Source organism: Plantibacter elymi (nom. nud.), assembly GCF_900177795.1.
GTDB classification, from domain to species: Bacteria; Actinomycetota; Actinomycetes; order Actinomycetales; family Microbacteriaceae; genus Plantibacter; species Plantibacter elymi.
Genome location: NZ_FXWJ01000004.1, coordinates 109,798 through 129,036, shown reverse-complemented (window position 1 = coordinate 129,036; position 19,239 = coordinate 109,798). Strand labels below are relative to the sequence as shown.

Sequence of the window (19,239 nt, the reverse complement as noted above, 5' to 3'; positions counted from 1 at the left end):
GGAGGGTTGCGCGAGCGCGTTCACGGCGCTGCCGATGCGTCCGTCGTCGGCGCCGGTGAGGCGTCTGCGCCATCGGTCGGCGCGGTGACGTCGGGCGCGGTCTCAACCGGCGTCTCCGTCGCCGGATCCGGCTCGGTCGGACCCGGCACGTCCGACTCCGTCGCGGGAGCCGCTTCCGCCGGGGTCTGCTCCGCGATCGGGTCGACGACGGCCTGAGCCGCGTCCGGTGCGGGAGGCGCGTCCGATGCGGTGTCCGGAACCGCTTCCGGGAGCGGGGCCGTCGCCGGATCGACGGCGGCGTCGGTATTCAGGAGTCCGGTCAGCGAGAAGTACTCGACGGAGGTCGTAGGTCCCACGCGCGATGGGTCGGACGGGTCGACGCTCCAGACGCTGAGCTCGTGGAACCCGACGGCGACAGCGTCGCCGGTGAGTGTCGCTCGACCGCCGGCGTCGAGCGCGACGCGTTGCTCGTCACCTCCGTCGAGCGTGTACCCGATCGCGCCGTTCGGAGCACCGCTGATGATGATCGGTGCGTCCGGCCCCAGGACCGGGAACGACAGGACCGTCTCGAATCCGGAGATCGAGGGTCCGATGATCGTCATACTGGCAGGTTCCGCGGACACGGTGACCTGGTCGCCGAGGGTCTGGCGCACGGTGAGGGTGAAGGACCCAGACCGGTCGAGGACGACCGGTCCTGTCGACCAGGTCCCGGTCACCGGGGCGGCGGCGATCGATGACCGCTGCGCGGACCCCGGCACGACCGTCGAAGCGACCACGACGTCGCCGTCGAGGACGTCGATGGTGGCTCCGGCCGCTCCGGTGCCGCTGAATGTGGGCCACAGGTACCCGCCGCCGGAGTCGGCGACCATGGTCGGTGCCGGGAGCGCTGTGGGTTCGGTCGGGTCGACGGGATCGACCGGGGCGACGGGTGGAGCGACCGGTGGGGCAGTGGGCGTCGGAACCTGCGGGGAGACCACGACGGGATCCGGCGTCCCATCGTCGCTCGGACTCGGACTCGGAGTCGGTGCCGGGGATGAGGGTGTCGGCGTCGGGCCGGCGATCGGGGCCGCACCCGGCGACGGGGCGGCGGACGGATCGGTGGACCCAGCAGCCGTGCCGGAGGTCGGCGTGTCGGCGTTCGGCGGAAACACCATCGGACCCAGGACGAGTGCGGCGGCGGTCATCGCCGCGACGACGCCGACGGCGATCGCGGCGATGACCCCACCGGAGAGACCCGCCGTCGCCGCACCCGCGACGCCGACACCCGACGCGGCGCCGACACCCGACGAGGCGCCGACACCCGACGCGGCGCCACTGGAACCGACTGCACCGGAAGCCGCTGCTCCGCCGGCGGCCGTCACCGAGGTGCTCAGGTGCGCTGTCAGTGCGACTCCGCTGGTGACACCGGCCGGCATCGCGGCGACCGCGGTCGCCGACGGGCCGTTCGCCTGCAACCACGCGGTGTAGCCGGCTGCACCGGCGGCGCCTGCGACGAGGGGGAGGAGCACGAGCGCCATGCGCGAGCCGACCTCCTTCGCCTCAGCGGCCACGATGGTGCACCGCTGACAGGCGTCCAGGTGCGACTCGACCTTGGCCGTGTCGCGGGCGGAGAGGTTCCCGCGCGCGTACGATCCGAGCCTGCTGATCGTGAAGGCGTGCTCCGAGTCGTCGTCGACGGCCTGCAGGTGCGCCTGGATCCACGCTTCGCGCAGCCCCTCGCGTGCTCGGTAGGCGAGCGCGGACACCGAGTTGGCCTTCATCCCGAGGAGCGGCGCGACCTCCGCGGGCGTCATCGCCTCGATCTCCGTATACCAGAGCACCTCCTGCCACCGGGTCGGCAGGCTCCGGAACGCTCGGGCACTCAGGCTGCGGTCGAGGGCCTCGATCGAGGACGCCTCGTTCGTGTCCGGGTCCTCGAAGGAGTCGAGGGTGTCGAGCGACGTCTCCCGGCGCGACCGGCCCCATGCGGCCGCGGTGTTCCGGATGGTCGTGAACAGGTAGGGGCGGAAGGCGCCGGTGGGGCCCTTGCCGCGGCGGACCGCCTGATAGATGCGGGCGAAGGACTCCGAGACGAGGTCGTCGGGATCGAGGCTCGAGGTGACGGACCGGGCGACGGTCCGTCCGGCGTTCGAGTGCCGTCGCCACAGCTCCGCATAGGCATCCTGCGAGCCCGTTCGGGTGTGCTCGATGAGCTCGGCATCCGATCGCTCGGTGAGCGATGAAGCCGGGGATGTGTCCAGGCTCATGATGCCTCCGTCTGCGAGCTGCGCACTACCGGGCACCGTGCCCGCTCAAGAGAGTCGGGTGAAGCGGGATCATGACGCCGATTCCTCATCTTGGCACGAGGTGTCTCGCGGACAGTCGCTGGCGCCGAGGAAGATCCGTTTCGATTGTTCTGGGAAACCGCGTCATGACCTGCTCGGGAGGCACTCTCTCAGGATGAACAGCAGGATTCCCGGCGACGGGGACCCGGCTGGGTCGTCCCCGGACGGCCACGATGCGCGCCACGGCCGGTGCGCATCGGGCAACGGACCCGAAACGTTGCAGATCTCGACGGGAGGGGGCGCCTTCGTGCGTACCCGTCGACAGGCCGGGAGTGGTGCTCGGGGGCGAGCATCACTCCCGGCCGCCTTTCCCGTCCATCGCTCGGATCAGTCGAGCCAGCTGACCTCGGGGGAGCGGTGGAAGGCGATGCCCGCGGCCGACCAGCCCTGCGCAAGCTCGGCCAGTCGGACCCGGAAGTCGCTCCAGTCCGGCGCGCGTCGCTCCGACCAGCCGATCTCCGCGATGGACGCGACCCGCGGGAAGACGAGGAACTCGAGCGTCTGCACGTCGGCCACGGTCTCCGTCCAGAGCGGGGCCTCGACGCCGAGGATGTCCTGCTCACCGACGCCTTCGACGATCTCGGTCGGCTCCCAGACGGCGGAGCGTTCGACACTCGTGGGGCCGTCCGCCCAGGTGAGGCCGGCCGTCGCGACGTCGGGGTACTGCATGTCGAGGTAGGCGGCATCGGCCGGGGACATGATGACCTGCCCGCCCTGATCCACGAACGAGCGCAGCTTGTCGGCGTGACCGTCCTCGGGGGAGACGTAGTTCCAGTACTGGCCGATGGTGCCGGGGGCGAGGTCGCGTGACGCGCCGAACTCGTGCCAGGCGATGGCGGTCTTCCCGGTCGTGGCGACCAACTCGGACACCCGACGGGCGAAGTGGAGGAAGTCCGCTTCAGTGGTGGCGAGCGCTTCATCGCCGCCGAGGTGGAGGTAGGGGCCCGGGGTCATCGCGGCGAGCTGGGTGAACACGTCGTCGAGGAACGTGTAGGTGGACTCGGCATGGATGTCGAGGCTCGAGAAGCCGACCTCCGTGCCGGTGTACGGCTCGCGGGCGACGCCGTCCGGGTTGAGTTCGGGATACGCCGTGAGGACCGCGTTCGTGTGTCCGGGGACGTCGATCTCGGGGACGATTGTGACGCGGCGGTCGGCGGCGTACTCGATGATCGCCCGGTAGTCGTCGGCGCTGTATGAGCCACCCGTGCCTCCACCGACTGCGGTCGCCGCACCGATCCCGGTGAGCTCGGGCCACCCGGCGATCTCGAGGCGCCACCCCTGGTCGTCGGTGAGATGCAGATGCAGGTGGTTGAGCTTGAGTGCTGCGATCTGGTCGATGAACCGCTGCACCTGCGCGACCGTGAAGAAGTGCCTCGCGACGTCGAGCATCGCGCCGCGGTAGGCGAAGCGCGGAGCGTCGTCGATGACGGTCGCGGTGATGATCCAGTCCTGTGCGCCGGCCGTCGGTGCCCAATTGGCCGGCGGGAGGAGCTGCCTCAGCGTCTGCGTGCCGTGGTGGACCCCGTCGGCGTCCGCGCCGACGATCTCGACACTGGAGGCCGCGGCGGTCAATCGGTAGGCCCCGCTCGTCGTCGACAGGCGGGGGTCGATCGACAGCGCGATGTCCGCACTCACGGAGTCCACGGCGTGCTCCATGCCGAGGGTCTCGACCGGGAGCGCGAACCCCGTCGAAACGCGCAGGGCGTCGGCGAGGATCCGGGCCGTGGTCGCCGCCGACGGGTCGGTACGGATCACCGAGTCCGCCGACAACCGGAACGGGGGAGCGGAGGCGTCCGTGGTCTGCGAGACGGGGCGGGGCAGCAGGCTCATGCGTGGTTCCTTCGGCGTCGGCGACGCGGATCGTGGGGGCTGGATCAGGGTTTGTTCGGAGGGTGAACAAGCGTCCAGCCATCCTGACACACCGGCCCCCACGGCTGCCCGGCCTCTCCACAGGACGGTGCGCGTCGGGCGTCCCGTTGCTATGCTGCTAGCAGTCGCAACTGGCGTATAGACGGAGTTCCGCTCCGCCTCAGATGGTTCACCATCGGGGAGCGACCCTGCACCTTGAAGACAAGGGCGGATTCGGCCGCACGCCTGGGCCGAAACGGCACATCACCGACATCCGTTCTGTCACAAAAGGGAGCCAGTCTTGTCCGACACCTTCAACGCGCCACTCTCCGAGGTCGATCCCGAGATCGCAGCGGTCCTCGAGCAGGAGCTCGGTCGCCAGCGCAACACCCTCGAGATGATCGCGAGCGAGAACTTCGTGCCCGTCTCCGTCCTGCAGTCGCAGGGCAGTGTCCTCACCAACAAGTACGCCGAGGGCTACCCGGGTCGTCGCTACTACGGTGGCTGCGAGTTCGTCGACATCGCCGAGTCCCTCGCGATCGAGCGGGCCAAGAGCCTCTTCGGTGCCGCGTACGCGAACGTCCAGCCGCACTCGGGCGCCACGGCCAACGCCGCGGTCCTCTCGGCGATCGCCACCCCCGGCGACACCATCCTCGGCCTCGAGCTCGCCCACGGTGGTCACCTCACCCACGGCATGAAGCTCAACTTCTCGGGCAAGCTCTACAACGCGGTCTCCTACGGCGTCGACCCCGAGACCTTCCTCGTCGACATGGACGTTGTCCGCGACAAGGCACTCGAGCACAAGCCGCAGGTCATCATCGCCGGTTGGTCCGCCTACCCGCGCCAGCTCGACTTCGCCGCGTTCCGCGCGATCGCCGACGAGGTCGGCGCGAAGCTCTGGGTCGACATGGCGCACTTCGCCGGCCTCGTCGCCGCAGGCGTCCACCCGTCGCCCGTGCCGTTCGCCGACGTCGTGTCCTCCACCGTGCACAAGACCATCGGCGGCCCGCGCTCCGGCTTCATCGTGAGCCGCGACATGGAGCTTGCCAAGAAGCTCAACTCGAACGTGTTCCCCGGCCAGCAGGGCGGACCGCTCATGCACGTCATCGCCGCCAAGGCGACGGCGTTCAAGCTCGCCGCCACGGCGGAGTTCAAGGACCGCCAGGAGCGCACGCTCCGCGGTGCCAAGCTCCTCGCCGAGGCGCTCACCTCCGAGGCGTCGAAGGCCGCCGGCATCGACGTCCTCACCGGCGGCACCGACGTGCACCTCGTGCTCGCCGACCTCCGCACCTCCGAGCTCGACGGCCAGCAGGCCGAAGACCTCCTCCACGAGGTCGGCATCACGGTCAACCGCAACTCGGTGCCGTTCGACCCGCGCCCGCCGATGGTCACCTCCGGCCTGCGGATCGGTACGCCGGCACTCGCGACGCGTGGCTTCGGCGACACCGAGTTCGCCGAGGTCGCCGACATCATCGCCCTCGCACTGCGCAACGGTGCCGAGGCCGGAGCCCTCCGGGAGCGCGTCACTGCGCTCGCCGAGCGCTTCCCGCTCTACCCCGGCCTCCAGCAGTAGGGCGCGGGAGCATGACCGCACAGATCCTCGACGGTAAGGCCACGGCCGCCGCCATCAAGTCCGAACTCGCGATCGAGGTGGCCGCGCTCAAGGAGCGCGGCATCTCGGTCGGGCTGGGCACCGTCCTCGTCGGGTCCGACCCGGGTTCGCAGTGGTACGTCGCCGGGAAGCACCGCGACTGCGCCGAGGTCGGCATGGAGTCGATCCGACGCGACCTGCCCGAGACGGTCTCGCAGGAGGAGCTCGAGGCCGTCCTCGACGAGCTCAACGCCGACGAGAGCTGCACCGGCTACATCGTGCAGCTGCCGTTGCCGAAGCACATCGACACCGACGCGATCCTCGAGCGCATCGATCCCGAGAAGGACGCCGACGGGCTCCACCCGACCAACCTCGGTCGTCTCGTGCTCAACGTGAACCGCCCGATCCACACGCCGCTGCCGTGCACGCCGAAGGGCGTCATCGAGCTGGTGGAACGCCATGGGATCAGCTGGGCGGGCAAGCACGTCGTCGTCGTGGGCCGCGGGGTCACCGTCGGTCGCGCGATCGGCCCGCTGCTCACCCGTCGCGAATACAACGCGACGGTCACGCTCACGCACACCGGGACGGTCGGACTCGACGACATCCTCCGCACCGCCGACGTGATCGTCGCTGCGGCGGGCGTCCCCGGGATCGTCACGCGCGATGCCGTGAAGCCGGGCGTGATCGTCCTCGACGTCGGTGTGAGCCGTGAGACCGACCCCGAGACCGGCAAGTCCCGGGTCGTCGGCGACGTCGCCCCTGACGTGGCCGAGGTCGCCTCGTGGATCAGCCCGAACCCCGGTGGCGTCGGCCCCATGACCCGCGTCGGTCTCCTCGCCAACGTCGTCCGCATGGCCACCCCCTAACCCAGCCCGCGAACTGTCACTCGACGCTAGTCCGAGCGGCCGGAACTAGCCGGAAGTGACAGTTCGCGAGCCAGGGCGGTGAGGATGGGCGACGGGTCCGTCAGGTGCGAGCGATTCACCCGGATGACCCGCCAGCCCGCTGCCATGACGCGGTCGAGGCGATCGATGTCGTGGAAGATCTGCCGTTCATCCGTGAAGTGGGTGCCGCCGTCGTATTCGACGAGGACCCGCTGTTCGGGGTACACCAGGTCGCCCAAGGCCAGAAACCGTCCGTGGGCGTCCGCGATCACCTCGTTGACGATCGGTTCCGGAAGGCCCGCGCGGACGATCAGCAGGCGCAAGGCGGTCTCCATCGGCGAATCCGTCCGAGGCCGCATCATCGAGAACGCGAGCCGCAGCCGCTTCGCGCCGCGACGGCCGTTCATCCGTGCCAGCCCGCGGACGATCTGCTGCTCCGAGGCCAGCGGTCGCTTGCGGCGGAGCAACACGTCGCCGGCGATCACCAGGTCATCCAGGGGGAGTCGGGTTCCGAGCTGACACCAGGCGTCGACGGCGGTCAGTACCGGCAGTCCCTCGACGGCGACGACCTCCCAGTGGTCCCCGTCGAGTTGATGCCCGCGCACGCCCGCTCCTCGAGGCGCGCGTGCCGGCGCGATGGAGGCGACATCGAGTGGTGCCTCGTGTTCCCAGGTGGGCACGGGCAGGCCGTGCAACGCCGCCGCGCTCACGTGGCTGAAGAACTGCCCATCGTGCAGGAGCGGGGCGTAGGCGTGACAGCGTCCGGGGATGTCCGTGGGCTGGTCGAGCGGTGCCCGGACGCCTCGGTGCGGCGTGGCGAGGTCGCGCGCTCGCAGCCGCGATCGAGGTACGCCGAGTTCGTCGGCGTCGGCCATGGAGAACGGCTGCTTGCTGAGTTCGAGGGGGAGGGGACGTCGGCGGACCATCCCACCACGGTGCCGACTGCGGCGTCTCGGCGTCGGAAGTTCTCCACACCCTGCCCGCGAACTGTCACTCGACGCTAGTCCGAGCCGTCGGGACTAGCCGGAAGTGACAGTTCGCGGGCAGGGGAGGGGGAGGTCAGGATTCTCGGGTGGCTCCTGCGGCGGGGCGGACGGGGAAGATGGTCGGGGCGGTGAAGGACGCCTCGGCGAACGCCGCCGTGACCGCCTCGGCCACGGACGACGCCAGGGCGACGGGGACCAGGGCGATCGCCGCACCCCCGAAGCCACCACCGGTCATGCGCGAACCGATCGCACCGGCGGCCATCGACGTCTCGACGGCCAGGTCGAGCTCCGGCACCGAGATCTCGAAATCGTCACGCATCGACGCGTGCGAGGCCACGAGCAGCTCGCCGATCGACGTCGGGCCGTGCTCGCGCAGGGTCCGGACGGTGTCGAGGACACGCTGGTTCTCCGTCACGACGTGACGGACGCGACGGAAGGTCTCGTCGTCGAGCAGCTCACGAGCGCGGTCGAGGTCGCCGACCGTGACGTCGCGGAGTGAGTCGGCGCCGAGCGCTGCGGCCCCCGCCTCGCAGGACGCCCGACGGGCGGCGTACCCGCCCGAGACGTGGGCGTGCTCGACGCGCGTGTCGATGACGAGCAGCTCGAGGTCGTGCTCCTCGAAGCCGAGGGGGATGACGTCGGTCTCGAGCGAGCGGCAGTCGAGGAAGACGCCGCAGTCACGCCGGCCGAGGAGCGACGCCGACTGGTCCATGATGCCGGTCGGAGCACCGACCGCCCGGTTCTCGGCGAGCTGGCAGATCTTCGCGAGCGTCCGGCGGTCGTGGTCGAGGTGCCAGATCTCGGTGAGTGCGACGGCGACCGAGGCCTCGATGGCCGCGGAGGAGGAGAGGCCGGCCCCGACCGGGACGTCGGAGTCGATGTAGATGTCGACCCCGGGCACCTCCTGCAAGGGAGCCCCGAACTGGCCGAGCGCCCACGCGACCCCGAGCGGGTAGGCGGACCAGCCGTGCAAGGCGTCGGGATCGAGCGCGCGCACCGAGACCTCGACGATCTCGGGCGAGAAGCTGCTCGAGACCCGGATGCGGTCGTCGTCGCGACGCCGGACGGCTGCGACGGTGCGGCGGTCGATCGCCATCGGGAACACGAAGCCGTCGTTGTAGTCGGTGTGCTCGCCGATGATGTTCACGCGGCCGGGCGCGGTCCAGAGGCCGTGCGGCTCGCTGCCGAAGGCGTTCTCGAATCCGCTCGTGGCGGTGCGCTGCAGGTCGGTCATACGGGGTTCTCCTCGTCGGCTGCGGCGATCGCGGCGCGCAGGGCGGTGGCGGTGGTCTCGGGCGGGACGTCGCCGATCCAGGCGCCCATGGCGGCCTCGGAGCCGGCCAGGTACTTCAAACGGTCGGCTCCACGACGCGGGGAGGTGAGCTGCAGGTGGAGTCGGAGCTCGTCGCGGTGGACACGGGTCGGGGCCTGGTGCCAGGCGGCGATGTACGGGGTCGGGGTGTCGTACAGGGCGTCGACGCCGCGCAGCAGCCGCAGGTAGAGGACGGCGAGTTCGTCCCGTTCCTCGAGCGAGGTCGCGGCGAAGTCGGGCACGTGCCGGTGGGGGAGCAGGTGCACCTCGATGGGCCAGCGCGCCGCGAACGGGACGAACGCCGTCCAGTGCTCGCCCGCGAGGACGACGCGCTCGTCAGCCTGTTCCGCGGCGAGGATGTCGGCGAAGAGTCCGGGACCGTAGGCCTCGCTCGCGGCGATGAGTCGCTGCGTGCGCGGGGTCACGTAGGGGTAGGAGTAGATCTGTCCGTGCGGGTGGTGGAGGGTGACACCGATCTGCTCCCCACGGTTCTCGAACGGGAACACCTGCTGGATCGAGTCGATCTGCGACAGCGCGTGCGTCCGGCGGGCCCACGCTTCGATCACCGTGCGCGCCCGGGTGCGGGACAGCGAACCGAAGGAGCCGGTGCTCGATGGGCTGAAGCTCACGACCTCGCATCGGCCGACCGAGGTGCGCGTCCGGCCGATCCCGATCGTCTCGAGGTCGGCGAGATCGACCGGGGCGTTCTCGTCCTCGAGCAGTGGCCCGAAGGACGGCGACTTGTTCTCGAAGACCGCGACGTCGTACTGGTCGGGGATCTCGGAGGGGTTCGACGGGCTCGCGGGTGCGAGCGGGTCGAGGTTCGCGGGGGGCAGCATCACGCGGTTCTGGCGGGCGGCGGCGATCGAGATCCACTCACCCGTCAGCGGGTCCTGGCGCATGGACGCGGTCGGCGGCCGGGGGGCCAGTTCGCGCGCGTCGGGCAGTCGCTCCGCGGGCAACGTCGTGTCGACGTCGTCGAAGTAGATGAGTTCGCGACCGTCGGCGAGGCGCTGGGTCGAGCTCGCGATCGCCGGGTCGATGACGAAGGTGTCGTCGAGTGGGGGCATGGGGATCCTCAGAACGGGTTGTCGAACGGAAACGTACAACGTTTCGCCTTGAAAAGTATAGGCAAGTCCGCGAAGATTCAAGCATGTCCGACGCCGAGCCGATGCAGTTGCCCGCCCCGCTGCGACGCGACCGCATCCGCGAGCTCCTCGACGAGCGCGGCTTCGTGCGCGTGGCCGACATCTCCGACGACTTCGGCGTCTCCCGGGTGACCGCCCGGACGGACCTCGACACCCTCGTCGACCAGGGCGACGCCGTCCGCGTGCACGGTGGCGCGATGCCCGTGCAGGGACGCGGCGCCGTTGAGTCGCCGATCGAACTCGCGACCGCGACCTCGGCCCACGCGAAGCAGCGGATCGGTGAGGCGGCGGCCGCGATGGTGCGCTCCGGTCAGAGCGTGATCGTCGACGTCGGCAGCACCGGCCTCGCCCTCGCCCGCGCGCTCAAGGCTCGCCGCGACCTCGCCGACGTCGTGGTCATCACGAACGGCCTGACCATCGCGCTCGAACTCGAGTCGGAGGTCCCGAGGTTCTCGGTGATCGTCACGGGTGGGTCGCTCCGACCGCTCCAGCATTCGCTCGTCGATCCGCTCGCCGGTTCGCTGCTCGGCCAGGTCCATGCCGATCTCGCCTTCATCGGCTGCAACGGTGTCGACGCTGCCCATGGCGTGACCAACGTCAACCTGCCCGAGGCCGAGGTGAAGGCCAGGATGGTCCGCGCCGCCGAGCGGGTGGTCGTGGTCGCCGACGCCTCCAAGCTCGGTGTGCGGCAGCTCGGCCGGATCGCCGGGCTCGAGGCCTTCGACGCCCTCCTGACCGACGACGAGGCCGCACCCGAGACCATCGCACTCCTCCGGGAAGCGGGACTCGCGGTGACGCTGGTCCCACTCGGCGACTGACCTCGCGCCGCGTCCCGCGGCGTCCCGGCACTCGCGCGCCGACGGCCCGATGCGGCAGCATGGTCGCATGAGTGATCGAGCGCATCCTGCCGTGTCCATCGTCGAGCAGACGCTGCGCGATCGCGGGGCTCAGGGCGAGGTCACCTGGCTCGACGATGCTGCACGAACGGCAGCGCTCGCAGCGGAGGCCTTGGGGATCGAGGTCGGGGCGATCGCGAACTCCCTCGTGTTCACGCTCGACGGCGAGCCGACGCTGATCCTCACGAGCGGCGCCCACCGTGTCGACACCGCCTGGGTCGGCGAGCGGCTCGGTGGACGGCTGAAGCGTGCTGACGCCGAGGTCGTCAAGGCGGCGACGGGACAGGTGATCGGTGGCGTCGCGCCCGTCGGTCACCCGGAACCGATCCGCACCTATGTGGACGAGGCGCTCGCTGCCTACCCGGAGGTCTGGGCCGCAGCCGGCCATGCGCACACGGTGTTCCCGACGACCTTCGAGGAGCTCGTGCGAGTGACCGGCGGGCAGGTCATCGCGGTGGAGCCGCCGACGGATCCTGCGGGGTCGTCGGCAGCTGCGTCGGCGTAGCCACCGGAGCGGCCATGGCGGCCGGCGGCGTCCCCTGCTGCTTCGTCACCCGGCTCGGCGGCAGCGGAGCCGTCGCGGTCACGCCGTTCCTGCGCCCCCACCAGGTGCTCACGACGGCTGCGGCGACGCAGAGCGCCATCGGGATGAGCATGAACGGTCCGCCGGCGCCCTCGCCTCGCTCGAAGACCTGGTCGGTCTGCGACATGAGGGCCGTGGGGACGAGGAGCAGGATGTTGTTCGTCGCATGGATGAGCACCGGCGCCTCGAGGCCACCGGTCCCGCGGGCGGCGAAGGACATCGAGGCGCCGAACACGAAGTAGTAGGCGATGAGCCAGGGGTCGCCGGCGAAGTGCACCGAGGCGAAGACCGCGCCGGAGACGACTGTGCCGACGAGGAACGCGGTCATCGGTCGACTGAACCAGGATCCGACGGAGCGCTGGATGAGGCCGCGCGCCCCGTACTCCTCGCCGGCCGACTGCAGCGGCGTCGTGAGGATCACGACGGCGAGCATCGCGATCATGGTGCCGTCGACCACGATGGGCTCGAGCGGGGAGAGCAGGACGGACGCGCCGACGTACACGATCCACACCGGGCCGATGATGAGCGCGAGGCGCCCGAACCAGCGCCAACGGAAGCGCCCCTCCACCGAGGACAGCCACCGTGGACGGACGCCGAAGATCGCCCACTGGATGAGCATCGACACCGGGATGAGCGCGGCGAGCGACAGGTTGTTCGCGAGCATCGTCACCGGCGTCAGGGTCATGAGGCCGTTCGCGACGTCGTCGAGCGTGTACGCCCCGGTGGCCACGTCCACGATGAGTGCGATGCCGCCGAGCGCGATCGAGAGGATCAGGAACCCCACGACGAGCAGGAGGAGCGCGAGCGCGCCACGCCACCAGGCCGGTGCGGCGCGGAGGGCGTGGTCGTACGTCGCGAGCTGCGGCGACGGCGCGACCGGATCGACGTGCATCGACGCCGGTGTCGTCGAGGGGAATGGCGAAGGCGTCTGCGGGTGCTGTCCGGGATTCGTCATGCTGTCAGGGTAGGCAGCCGTCGCGGCAGGACGCGTCCCCCGAGCGATGGACGACGAGCGACGGATAGCCGGTGATCGGCCTGGTCCCGAACGCTCGACGGTGGGAGACTGACCGGTATGGCCGGACATCGCATCTTCACGACGAGCTTCGCCAGCGTGTACCCGCTCTACGTCGCGAAGGCGGAGCGGAAGGGCCACACGAAGGACGAGGTGGACCAGGTCATCACCTGGCTCACGGGTTACGACGACGCCGCGATCAAACGGGTGCTCGCCGACGGTACCGACTTCGAGACCTTCTTCGCCGAAGCGCCGGCGATGCACCCCAACGCGTCGCTCATCACGGGCCTCATCTGCGGCATCCGCGTCGAGGAGATCGAGGATCCCCTCATGCAGCGCGTCCGTCAGCTCGACAAGCTCGTGGACGAGGTCGCGAAGGGGAAGAAGATGTCGTCGATCCTCCGCACCTCCGCCTGACCGTCGAACGCGTGGCCTCCGATGACGCACACGGCCGCCGCGCGAGTGCGCGACGGCCGTGGGCTCGGAACCCGGTTGGATCAGTGCGCGAGCACCGGTTCCGCGGACGCCTCCGGGGCGTGGTGCAGGGCGAGTCCCTGGTTGCGTCGGCGGAACAGCAGTGCCGCCGTCACTGCGCCGACCGCGAAGAACCCGGCACCCCAGAAGTAGGCGGTCTGGTAGCTCTGGATCGCGGCCTGCGCGAGCACCTCGGGGGTGGGCGGCGCGTTGTCGGTCACGTAGGCCGTGGCGGCGCTCGCCGCGAGGGTGTTGAGCAGCGCCACACCGATCGACCCGCCGACCTGCTGGCTCGTGTTGACCGTCGCCGAGGCGACCCCGGCGAACGCCCGGTCGACACCGAGCGTCGCGGTCTGCATCGAGGCGGGCATGATCGATCCCATCGCGAAGCCGAGCACCATGAGCGCCGGCATGACGTTGCCGACATAGGAGCTGTCGAGGTCGAGTCGGGTGAGGAGGAGCATGCCGATCGCCCCGAGCGTCATGCCGAACGGCACTATGACCTTCGGGCCGAAGCGGGGGACGAGGAGGTTGGTCCCCAGCTGTGCGGCGAGCACGAGCATCGCGATCATCGGGAGGAAGGCGAAGCCCGTCTGCTGCGGTGAGTACCCGAGCGAGGCCTGCAGGTAGTAGGTCACGAAGAGGAAGATGCCGAACATCCCGGCTCCGGCGATCATGACCGAGATGAACGCGGCACCGCGGTTGCGGTCGAGGATGATCGACAAGGGCAGGAGCGGATGTGCGGCCCGACGCTGCCAGAGGACGAACACGACGAGGAGCACGGCTGCCGCGGCCAGGAAGGCCCAGCTGAGCGGTGAGTCCCAGCCGTCGGTCTCGGCATTGGCGAAGCCATAGACGAGGCTGAACAACGCACCCGAGACGAGGATGGTGCCCGGAACGTCGAGCTTGGGGCGGGGGCCGGTCGTCTTCGGGGTGGTGATGAAGAGGACCGCCCCGACGATGGCGACCACGGCGATCACGACGTTGATGTACAGGTTCCAGCGCCAGTCGAACTGCTCGGTGAGGAATCCACCGAGGAGGAGACCGACCGCGCCACCTGCGCCGGCGATCGCGCCGAAGACGCCGAACGCGCGGGCGCGCTCCTTCGGGATCGTGAAGGTGGTCGTGAGCATCGCGAGCGCGGTCGGTGCGAGGAGGGCGGCGAAGACGCCCTGGAGTGCCCGCGCGGCGACGAGGGTGCCGAACGAGTCCGCGGCGCCTCCGAGGGCCGAGGCGATCGCGAACCCGACGAGTCCGATGATGAACGCCCGCTTCCGGCCCATGAGGTCGGACAGGCGTCCGCCGAGCAGCAGCAGGCTGCCGAAGGCGAGGGAGTAGGCGGTGACGATCCACTGGCGGTCGCCGTCGGAGAATCCGAGGTCGGCCTGGGCGGCGGGCATCGCGATGTTCACGACGGTGGCGTCGAGCACGACCATGAGTTGCGCGAGGCCGACGGTGACAAGAGTCCACCAGCGGCGTGAGGAGACTGCCGGGGTTCCGGCGGCGAGGTTCGAAGTCATGCTGAGGACTCTATACGGAACTGGACAGTTTCGGAACCGAATAGTTCCTGAACGTTCGAGTTCCTGAACTATGCTGTTCCGGGAGACGAAAGGGAGGTGAGCCGCGATGACGCAGCTCGAGACCCCACCCGCAGCGCCGAAGCTCGGCCGGAAGCGCGATCACACGCGGGACGCCGAGATCCTCGACGCCGCGCTCGACGTCCTCGCCGACACGGGCTACGCCGGGATGACGGTCGACATGGTCGCCGCGCGGGCGAAGGCCGGCAAGGCGACGCTCTACCGCCGATGGGCGTCGAAGTCCGAACTCGTGATCGACGCGGTCGCCTGCATGAAGCAGATCGATCCCGACTTCTCCAAGTTGCCCGACACCGGCTCACTCCGCGGCGACCTCGTCGCGATGATCAAGGCGCCGTCCATCGCCGAGGGCGAGCGCAAGATGCGCGTGTTCGCCGGCGTGATGTCGATGATCTCGGATGCCCCGGAGCTCACCGAGTCCATCCATGCGGCGATCGTGGAGCCGCGCATCGCGGTCAACCGCTTCCTGTTGCAGCGCGCGATCGACCGCGGTGAGATCCGCGCGGACGCCGATGTGGAGACGCTGTCGCTTGTGAGTCAGGCGATGGTCAGCTACCGCGTCCTCATGCTGCGAGAGCCCGTGACGCGAGATTTCCTCATCTCGGTGATCGACGGCGTCATCATCCCGGCCGTCCGGAAGTAGCTCGATGACCGACGGACCCGCCCGATCTCGAACCGGGCTGCTCGATCGAGCGGCACCGGTCCACCTCGGGACACCCGACGCCCCACTGCGCTTCACTGGTTTCCGCGAGCCCGGCGGACGCCACCTCATCGTCGATGGCGCGCAGGCGTTCGAGTTGAGCTTCCCGTGCGGAAGCTGCGCGCTGCTGTTCCGTCGTCTGGACGAGGCTGCTCGGGCGCTCGCCGCAGACGCACTGCACGATCACCTGGACGAGGGCGTGCCCGCGATCGACGATCCTTCGTTACGCGACCTCGTGTCGACGATCCTGCCCGAGGGGACCTATCTGCCGCTCCTGCTGTCCATCGAGCCCGTTCTGGTCGCTCCGGGTGGCGATCACGACTATTTCTCGCAGGAACAGGTCGCGCACCGCGGCATCGACCCCACGCTGGGTGCACCGGAGGACCCGGCGACCGGCTACTACCGCGGCCCGACCCGGACGACCGGCGATCACGAGACCCTCTTCGAGTTCCTGGTGCCGATGGTGCCGCCCGGTTGGAACGACCGCGAGCGCGTGGCCTCGTACGAGGAGCGGCTTCGCGCCGGGGGAGCGGCGACCGTGCTCGCGGTCTCCGTGCTGGACCGGACGCAGCCGTTCGACAGCGCCGACGCCCACACGGGTCTCGTGCACTTCGTGCTCGACGGCCACCACAAGCTCGAAGCAGCCGCGCGTCTCGGGGTCGCGATCACGGTCCTGTCGTTCGTCTCGGTCGACGCGAGCCTCGCGGACGAGGCGCTGGTGGTGGGCCTCCCGGAGCTGCTCGCGCGCTGATCACGTCGGGCGTGTGACCGGGTGGATCACGCAGCGCTGGATCCCCCGATCCCTGCGTGACCCACCGGTCGAGGCGGTGAGCGTCGCAAACCCCCGTCGCGAACGCACAGTCCACTGAGGCGTGGACTGCGGCGGCATCACCTCCATCAGTGTGACACGAATAAGTCGTTCGTACCAGTTATCGAGAAGAGGTCGGTTGTGTGAGCTCCGAGCCCTAGGCTGAGGCCCCGACCGGCCACGGTCGACGGATACGGCACCGATGGATCGGAGCCGGAGCACAGGCTGCCCGAGGAGGTCAGGATGCCGGGGACACGGCGAACGCCCACGCAGGAACGCGGACAGGTGACGCAGGACGCGATCATCGAGGGCGCAGCGACCGTCTTCGACCGCATCGGCTATGGGAACGCGAGTCTGTCGATGGTCGCGGAAGCATCCGGGATCTCGCAGGGGTCCATGTACTTCCACTTCAAGTCGAAGGAGCAGATCGCCCTCGCGGTCATCCACGAGCAGCACGACCGGTCGATGCCGCTCATGGCACGGGTGTCGGAACAGTACGACGGGGTCCTCGAACGGCTCATCCGGGTGTCGCGCGCCATCGTCGACCAACTCGAGAACGACCCGGTGGTCCGTGCCGGGATCAGACTCACGCTCGATGAGGGTTCGCTGAGCCAACCGGCCGGCGCCTTCTACGAGGATTGGATCTCGGGGACGGCCGCTCAGCTCGACGTCGCGCTGCAGGCCGGGGACCTGGTGAGCTCGATGTCGGCACCGGACCTGGCCCGCACGCTGATCGGATTCTTCACCGGTGTCCAGCTCACCGCCCAGGCGACGGTCGGGCGCTCGGACATCGCAGCGTCGGTGGACCGCATGTGGCGGCTCGCGATCGACGCCATCGTCCCCGAGGCGCGGCGGTCAGCGGCGACGCGCGTCCGGGAGGACGCCTTCGGCTTTTAGGTCGGGCTGCGCGCGACGCGACGCAAGGCTCGGCCAGCCCTCCCTTCACTGGACTCGTGTCAGGTGAGCACCGGTAGCGCCCAGCAACTCAGCGCCGCACCACTACCGAGTATCACCACGGCACTGCCGACGAGGCCCGCGCTCGTCCGTTTGGCGAGGCCGAGGCGTCGACGCAGCCGTGTCACGGTTTCGATGTACCCCGCCATCTCCGCCCCGAAGCGGCGAAGCAGCGCCTCGTCTGCAGGAGTCCCCGGAGACGGCGCGGGAGTCGGCTCGGTCAGACGCTCCACTGCACGCACGACGGCGTCGATCCGGACTTGAACCGTTCCTGCACCCTGCTGGACGACGACCCCGGCGGCCAAGACGAACGCCCCGAACGAGGACACGAAGATCGGCAGCGTCTCCGCCAGCTCTTCCTCCGAATAGCCGTCCAAGGGGCCGACATACGCTGCCGCCGTGACGAAGCCGACGCCCAACACCGCCAGGAGCACCACGAAGGCACTCGGCCAGGTGGCCAACGGCTCATCGACCACCTTCCGGAAAGCTTGGATGTTCTGCGTCTGAGCCATGCATCGAACCTACCTGCGACAGGAACACCCGCACAGCACCGGCGTCACGACGGCGATGGTTGCAGAAAGACGGTCGCGCCGAGCCTGTGGAAACGACGACCAGTGATCGGCGACCTTCATGCGCTGACCCGAGACGGAACTCAGACTGGCGGTTCTGCGTCGGATCCGGCGAACGCCGGGTGACCGAACAGCCCGGGCAACCCACCGGTGTGCAGGAACACCGTCCGCTCGCCCGGCCGGATGTCACCACGCGCGACGGCATCGACGAGTCCGCTGCATGCACGACCGGTGTAGGTGGGGTCGAGGAGCAGTCCTTCACGCTCCGCGGCGAGCGTGAGTGCAGCTCGGGTGCCGTCCGTGAGGTGTTCGTACCCTGCGCCGATCTGCGAGCGATCGACCCGGAGGGACTCAGCGGGATACTGGTCGCCGTGGCCCATGGCGGCGATGAGTCCAGCGACGGTCGCGCGTCCGTCCGGCACGGCGCCGCAGTCGACTCCGAGTACGACCTCCGCTCCGAGACCGGAGACGAGCCCCGCCATCGTGCCGCCGGAACCGATAGCCACCACGACGTGGCGGACGTCGGGGACCTGGTTCCGGAGTTCCCCGGCGGCGTCGATGTACGCCTTCGCGCTGGCGGCGTTCGACCCGCCGAACGGGATCCGTGAGACCGATCCGAGGGAACCTCCAGTCTGGAGGTCGTCGGCGACGGCTTCCGCGGACGCGTCACCGGACCAGACGATGTGCGCGCCGAACAACTGATCCAGGAGGACGTTGCCGAGCGGCTTCGGCGGTGCCTCTTCCTGCAGCACGAGCACGCACCGGAGGCCGACCCGGGCGGCCGCGGCCGCTGTCAGCCGGGCGTGGTTGCTCTGTGGGGCTCCGGTCGTGAGGACGGCGCCCGCACCAGACCGCAACGCCTCGCCCATGGTGATCTGCAGCTTCCGCGCTTTGTTCCCGCCGCCGCCGAGCTCGATGAGATCGTCGCGTTTGATGAGCAGGTCGCCCGCGTCGAGGCCGATCGCGACCGCGAGTCGGTCCGCCAGGTGGACCTGCGTCGGACCCGACACGAACGTCGGGTCGGGAATCAGCTGCTGATCGCCGTTCACGGGTCCCCCTCGTCACGACGAGATCGCATCCGCCGGCGTCGCGCGTCGTGGTGGGCCCGGTGACTCGGACTCCAATAAATCCCACCGGGGTCAATTGCCCCTGGAACAGCTGCAGAAACTGGCAGATCTAGCCCGCGAGGCGCCGGAACAGGTGGATATGGCGGCAGCCGGGAAGTCCTGGCTGGTGCGTCGACGGCTCAACGATGAGCTCGTCTCCGAGATCGTGCCGAAGTACCGCGCTGGCATCGGAACTCCGCAACTGTGCTTGGACTACGGCATCTCGAAACCGAGCATGCTGGATCTGCTTCATGGGCAGGGCGTGCAGATGCGTCGGCAACCACTCACGCCGATCCAACGGACCGAGGCAGTGGAGCTCTACACATCTGGCCTGGCCATCAAGCCCGTCGCTGACCGTCTTGGCTCAAGCTTCGGTGCGGTTCATCGGGTGCTGATTGCAGAGGGTGTGAAGCTACGGCCGCGCCCTGGTAGGTAGATGGTCGATCAGG

At 69.6% G+C, this 19,239-nt stretch carries 18 protein-coding genes and 1 riboswitch; of the genes, 9 read left to right on the top strand and 9 right to left on the bottom strand.

Annotated elements, in window-relative coordinates:
* Positions 1-20: 20 nt before the first annotated feature.
* Together CCK91_RS20080 and CCK91_RS13140 are read right to left on the bottom strand one after the other, a co-directional pair.
* Positions 21-2,246: a sigma-70 family RNA polymerase sigma factor gene (locus tag CCK91_RS20080; protein ID WP_086474417.1), complete on the bottom strand. Its 2,226-nt coding sequence runs from the start codon at positions 2,244-2,246 to the stop codon at positions 21-23.
* A gap of 405 nt (positions 2,247-2,651) precedes the next feature.
* Positions 2,652-4,154 carry a beta-N-acetylhexosaminidase gene (locus tag CCK91_RS13140; protein WP_086474416.1) on the bottom strand — a complete coding sequence of 501 codons (1,503 nt, stop codon included), beginning with the start codon at positions 4,152-4,154 and terminating at the stop codon, positions 2,652-2,654.
* A 158-nt stretch (positions 4,155-4,312) separates the two neighbouring features.
* Positions 4,313-4,431, top strand: a riboswitch (ZMP/ZTP riboswitch).
* Positions 4,432-4,473: 42 nt separating this feature from the next.
* On the opposite strand from CCK91_RS13140, the gene glyA reads away from it, so the two are divergent.
* Positions 4,474-5,745, top strand: a complete 1,272-nt coding sequence (glyA, locus tag CCK91_RS13135) for a serine hydroxymethyltransferase (RefSeq protein ID WP_064296623.1) — start codon at positions 4,474-4,476, stop codon at positions 5,743-5,745.
* 11 nt (positions 5,746-5,756) lie between these two features.
* Complete coding sequence (locus CCK91_RS13130; protein ID WP_071259424.1) at positions 5,757-6,629, top strand: bifunctional methylenetetrahydrofolate dehydrogenase/methenyltetrahydrofolate cyclohydrolase; 873 nt, start codon at positions 5,757-5,759, stop codon at positions 6,627-6,629.
* 26 nt (positions 6,630-6,655) lie between these two features.
* On the opposite strand, the gene CCK91_RS13125 is transcribed toward CCK91_RS13130, so the two are convergent.
* The 3 genes from CCK91_RS13125 to galT all read right to left on the bottom strand — a co-directional run bounded on the left by CCK91_RS13125 (position 6,656) and on the right by galT (position 10,015).
* The gene (locus CCK91_RS13125; RefSeq protein ID WP_086474415.1) at positions 6,656-7,573 is read right to left on the bottom strand and encodes a hypothetical protein; all 918 of its coding nucleotides are present in this window, start codon (positions 7,571-7,573) and stop codon (positions 6,656-6,658) included.
* Positions 7,574-7,706: 133 nt separating this feature from the next.
* Positions 7,707-8,867 (bottom strand): galactokinase, encoded by a 1,161-nt coding sequence (gene galK / locus CCK91_RS13120; protein ID WP_086474414.1) that lies wholly within the window; start codon positions 8,865-8,867, stop codon positions 7,707-7,709.
* Complete coding sequence (gene galT, locus CCK91_RS13115; protein WP_086474413.1) at positions 8,864-10,015, bottom strand: galactose-1-phosphate uridylyltransferase; 1,152 nt, start codon at positions 10,013-10,015, stop codon at positions 8,864-8,866. Before galT ends, galK begins: the two co-directional genes overlap by 4 nt.
* Before the next feature lie 83 nt (positions 10,016-10,098).
* On the opposite strand from galT, the gene CCK91_RS13110 reads away from it, so the two are divergent.
* The gene (locus CCK91_RS13110) at positions 10,099-10,911 is read left to right on the top strand and encodes a DeoR/GlpR family DNA-binding transcription regulator (protein WP_086474412.1); all 813 of its coding nucleotides are present in this window, start codon (positions 10,099-10,101) and stop codon (positions 10,909-10,911) included.
* Positions 10,912-10,978: 67 nt separating this feature from the next.
* Entirely contained in the window at positions 10,979-11,494 is a 516-nt protein-coding gene (locus tag CCK91_RS13105; protein WP_086474411.1) for a YbaK/EbsC family protein, read from the top strand.
* Here CCK91_RS13105 and CCK91_RS13100 read toward each other — a convergent pair.
* On the bottom strand, positions 11,436-12,527 hold the full coding sequence (locus tag CCK91_RS13100; RefSeq protein ID WP_165767057.1) for a CPBP family intramembrane glutamic endopeptidase: 1,092 nt from the start codon (positions 12,525-12,527) through the stop codon (positions 11,436-11,438). The genes CCK91_RS13105 and CCK91_RS13100 overlap by 59 nt on opposite strands.
* Before the next feature lie 117 nt (positions 12,528-12,644).
* Here CCK91_RS13100 and CCK91_RS13095 point away from each other — a divergent pair, with 117 nt between their 5' ends.
* Positions 12,645-13,001, top strand: a complete 357-nt coding sequence (locus CCK91_RS13095) for a DUF2200 domain-containing protein (protein WP_086474409.1) — start codon at positions 12,645-12,647, stop codon at positions 12,999-13,001.
* 80 nt (positions 13,002-13,081) lie between these two features.
* On the opposite strand, the gene CCK91_RS13090 is transcribed toward CCK91_RS13095, so the two are convergent.
* Positions 13,082-14,578, bottom strand: coding sequence for an MFS transporter (locus tag CCK91_RS13090; protein WP_086474408.1), 1,497 nt, complete (start codon positions 14,576-14,578; stop codon positions 13,082-13,084).
* Between the two features lie 106 nt (positions 14,579-14,684).
* On the opposite strand from CCK91_RS13090, the gene CCK91_RS13085 reads away from it, so the two are divergent.
* From CCK91_RS13085 to CCK91_RS13075, 3 genes are all read left to right on the top strand, one after another.
* Positions 14,685-15,296 (top strand): TetR/AcrR family transcriptional regulator, encoded by a 612-nt coding sequence (locus CCK91_RS13085; RefSeq protein WP_086474407.1) that lies wholly within the window; start codon positions 14,685-14,687, stop codon positions 15,294-15,296.
* Positions 15,297-15,300: 4 nt separating this feature from the next.
* Positions 15,301-16,104, top strand: a complete 804-nt coding sequence (locus CCK91_RS13080; RefSeq protein WP_086474406.1) for a hypothetical protein — start codon at positions 15,301-15,303, stop codon at positions 16,102-16,104.
* Positions 16,105-16,404: 300 nt separating this feature from the next.
* On the top strand, positions 16,405-17,058 hold the full coding sequence (locus CCK91_RS13075; protein ID WP_086474405.1) for a ScbR family autoregulator-binding transcription factor: 654 nt from the start codon (positions 16,405-16,407) through the stop codon (positions 17,056-17,058).
* A 59-nt stretch (positions 17,059-17,117) separates the two neighbouring features.
* Here CCK91_RS13075 and CCK91_RS13070 read toward each other — a convergent pair whose 3' ends face one another.
* Positions 17,118-17,627 carry a hypothetical protein gene (locus CCK91_RS13070; RefSeq protein ID WP_086474404.1) on the bottom strand — a complete coding sequence of 170 codons (510 nt, stop codon included), beginning with the start codon at positions 17,625-17,627 and terminating at the stop codon, positions 17,118-17,120.
* Between the two features lie 140 nt (positions 17,628-17,767).
* A complete protein-coding gene (locus CCK91_RS13065; protein WP_242664538.1) occupies positions 17,768-18,733 on the bottom strand; it encodes a pyridoxal-phosphate dependent enzyme in 966 nt (321 codons plus the stop codon).
* Between the two features lie 94 nt (positions 18,734-18,827).
* On the opposite strand from CCK91_RS13065, the gene CCK91_RS13060 reads away from it, so the two are divergent.
* Complete coding sequence (locus CCK91_RS13060) at positions 18,828-19,226, top strand: helix-turn-helix domain-containing protein (protein WP_133059994.1); 399 nt, start codon at positions 18,828-18,830, stop codon at positions 19,224-19,226.
* The last annotated feature ends 13 nt before the right edge of the window (positions 19,227-19,239 follow it).

Bases quoted from the DNA above. Each gene is read 5' to 3' on its own strand.
- CCK91_RS20080 (WP_086474417.1), bottom strand. From the start codon at position 2,246: ATGAGCCTGGACACATCCCCGGCTTCATCGCTCACCGAGCGATCGGAT.
- CCK91_RS13140 (WP_086474416.1), bottom strand. From the start codon at position 4,154: ATGAGCCTGCTGCCCCGCCCCGTCTCGCAGACCACGGACGCCTCCGCT.
- CCK91_RS13130 (WP_071259424.1), top strand. From the start codon at position 5,757: ATGACCGCACAGATCCTCGACGGTAAGGCCACGGCCGCCGCCATCAAG.
- CCK91_RS13125 (WP_086474415.1), bottom strand. From the start codon at position 7,573: ATGGTCCGCCGACGTCCCCTCCCCCTCGAACTCAGCAAGCAGCCGTTC.
- galK (WP_086474414.1), bottom strand. From the start codon at position 8,867: ATGACCGACCTGCAGCGCACCGCCACGAGCGGATTCGAGAACGCCTTC.
- galT (WP_086474413.1), bottom strand. From the start codon at position 10,015: ATGCCCCCACTCGACGACACCTTCGTCATCGACCCGGCGATCGCGAGC.
- CCK91_RS13110 (WP_086474412.1), top strand. From the start codon at position 10,099: ATGTCCGACGCCGAGCCGATGCAGTTGCCCGCCCCGCTGCGACGCGAC.
- CCK91_RS13105 (WP_086474411.1), top strand. From the start codon at position 10,979: ATGAGTGATCGAGCGCATCCTGCCGTGTCCATCGTCGAGCAGACGCTG.
- CCK91_RS13100 (WP_165767057.1), bottom strand. From the start codon at position 12,527: ATGACGAATCCCGGACAGCACCCGCAGACGCCTTCGCCATTCCCCTCG.
- CCK91_RS13095 (WP_086474409.1), top strand. From the start codon at position 12,645: ATGGCCGGACATCGCATCTTCACGACGAGCTTCGCCAGCGTGTACCCG.
- CCK91_RS13090 (WP_086474408.1), bottom strand. From the start codon at position 14,578: ATGACTTCGAACCTCGCCGCCGGAACCCCGGCAGTCTCCTCACGCCGC.
- CCK91_RS13085 (WP_086474407.1), top strand. From the start codon at position 14,685: ATGACGCAGCTCGAGACCCCACCCGCAGCGCCGAAGCTCGGCCGGAAG.
- CCK91_RS13080 (WP_086474406.1), top strand. From the start codon at position 15,301: ATGACCGACGGACCCGCCCGATCTCGAACCGGGCTGCTCGATCGAGCG.
- CCK91_RS13075 (WP_086474405.1), top strand. From the start codon at position 16,405: ATGCCGGGGACACGGCGAACGCCCACGCAGGAACGCGGACAGGTGACG.
- CCK91_RS13070 (WP_086474404.1), bottom strand. From the start codon at position 17,627: ATGGCTCAGACGCAGAACATCCAAGCTTTCCGGAAGGTGGTCGATGAG.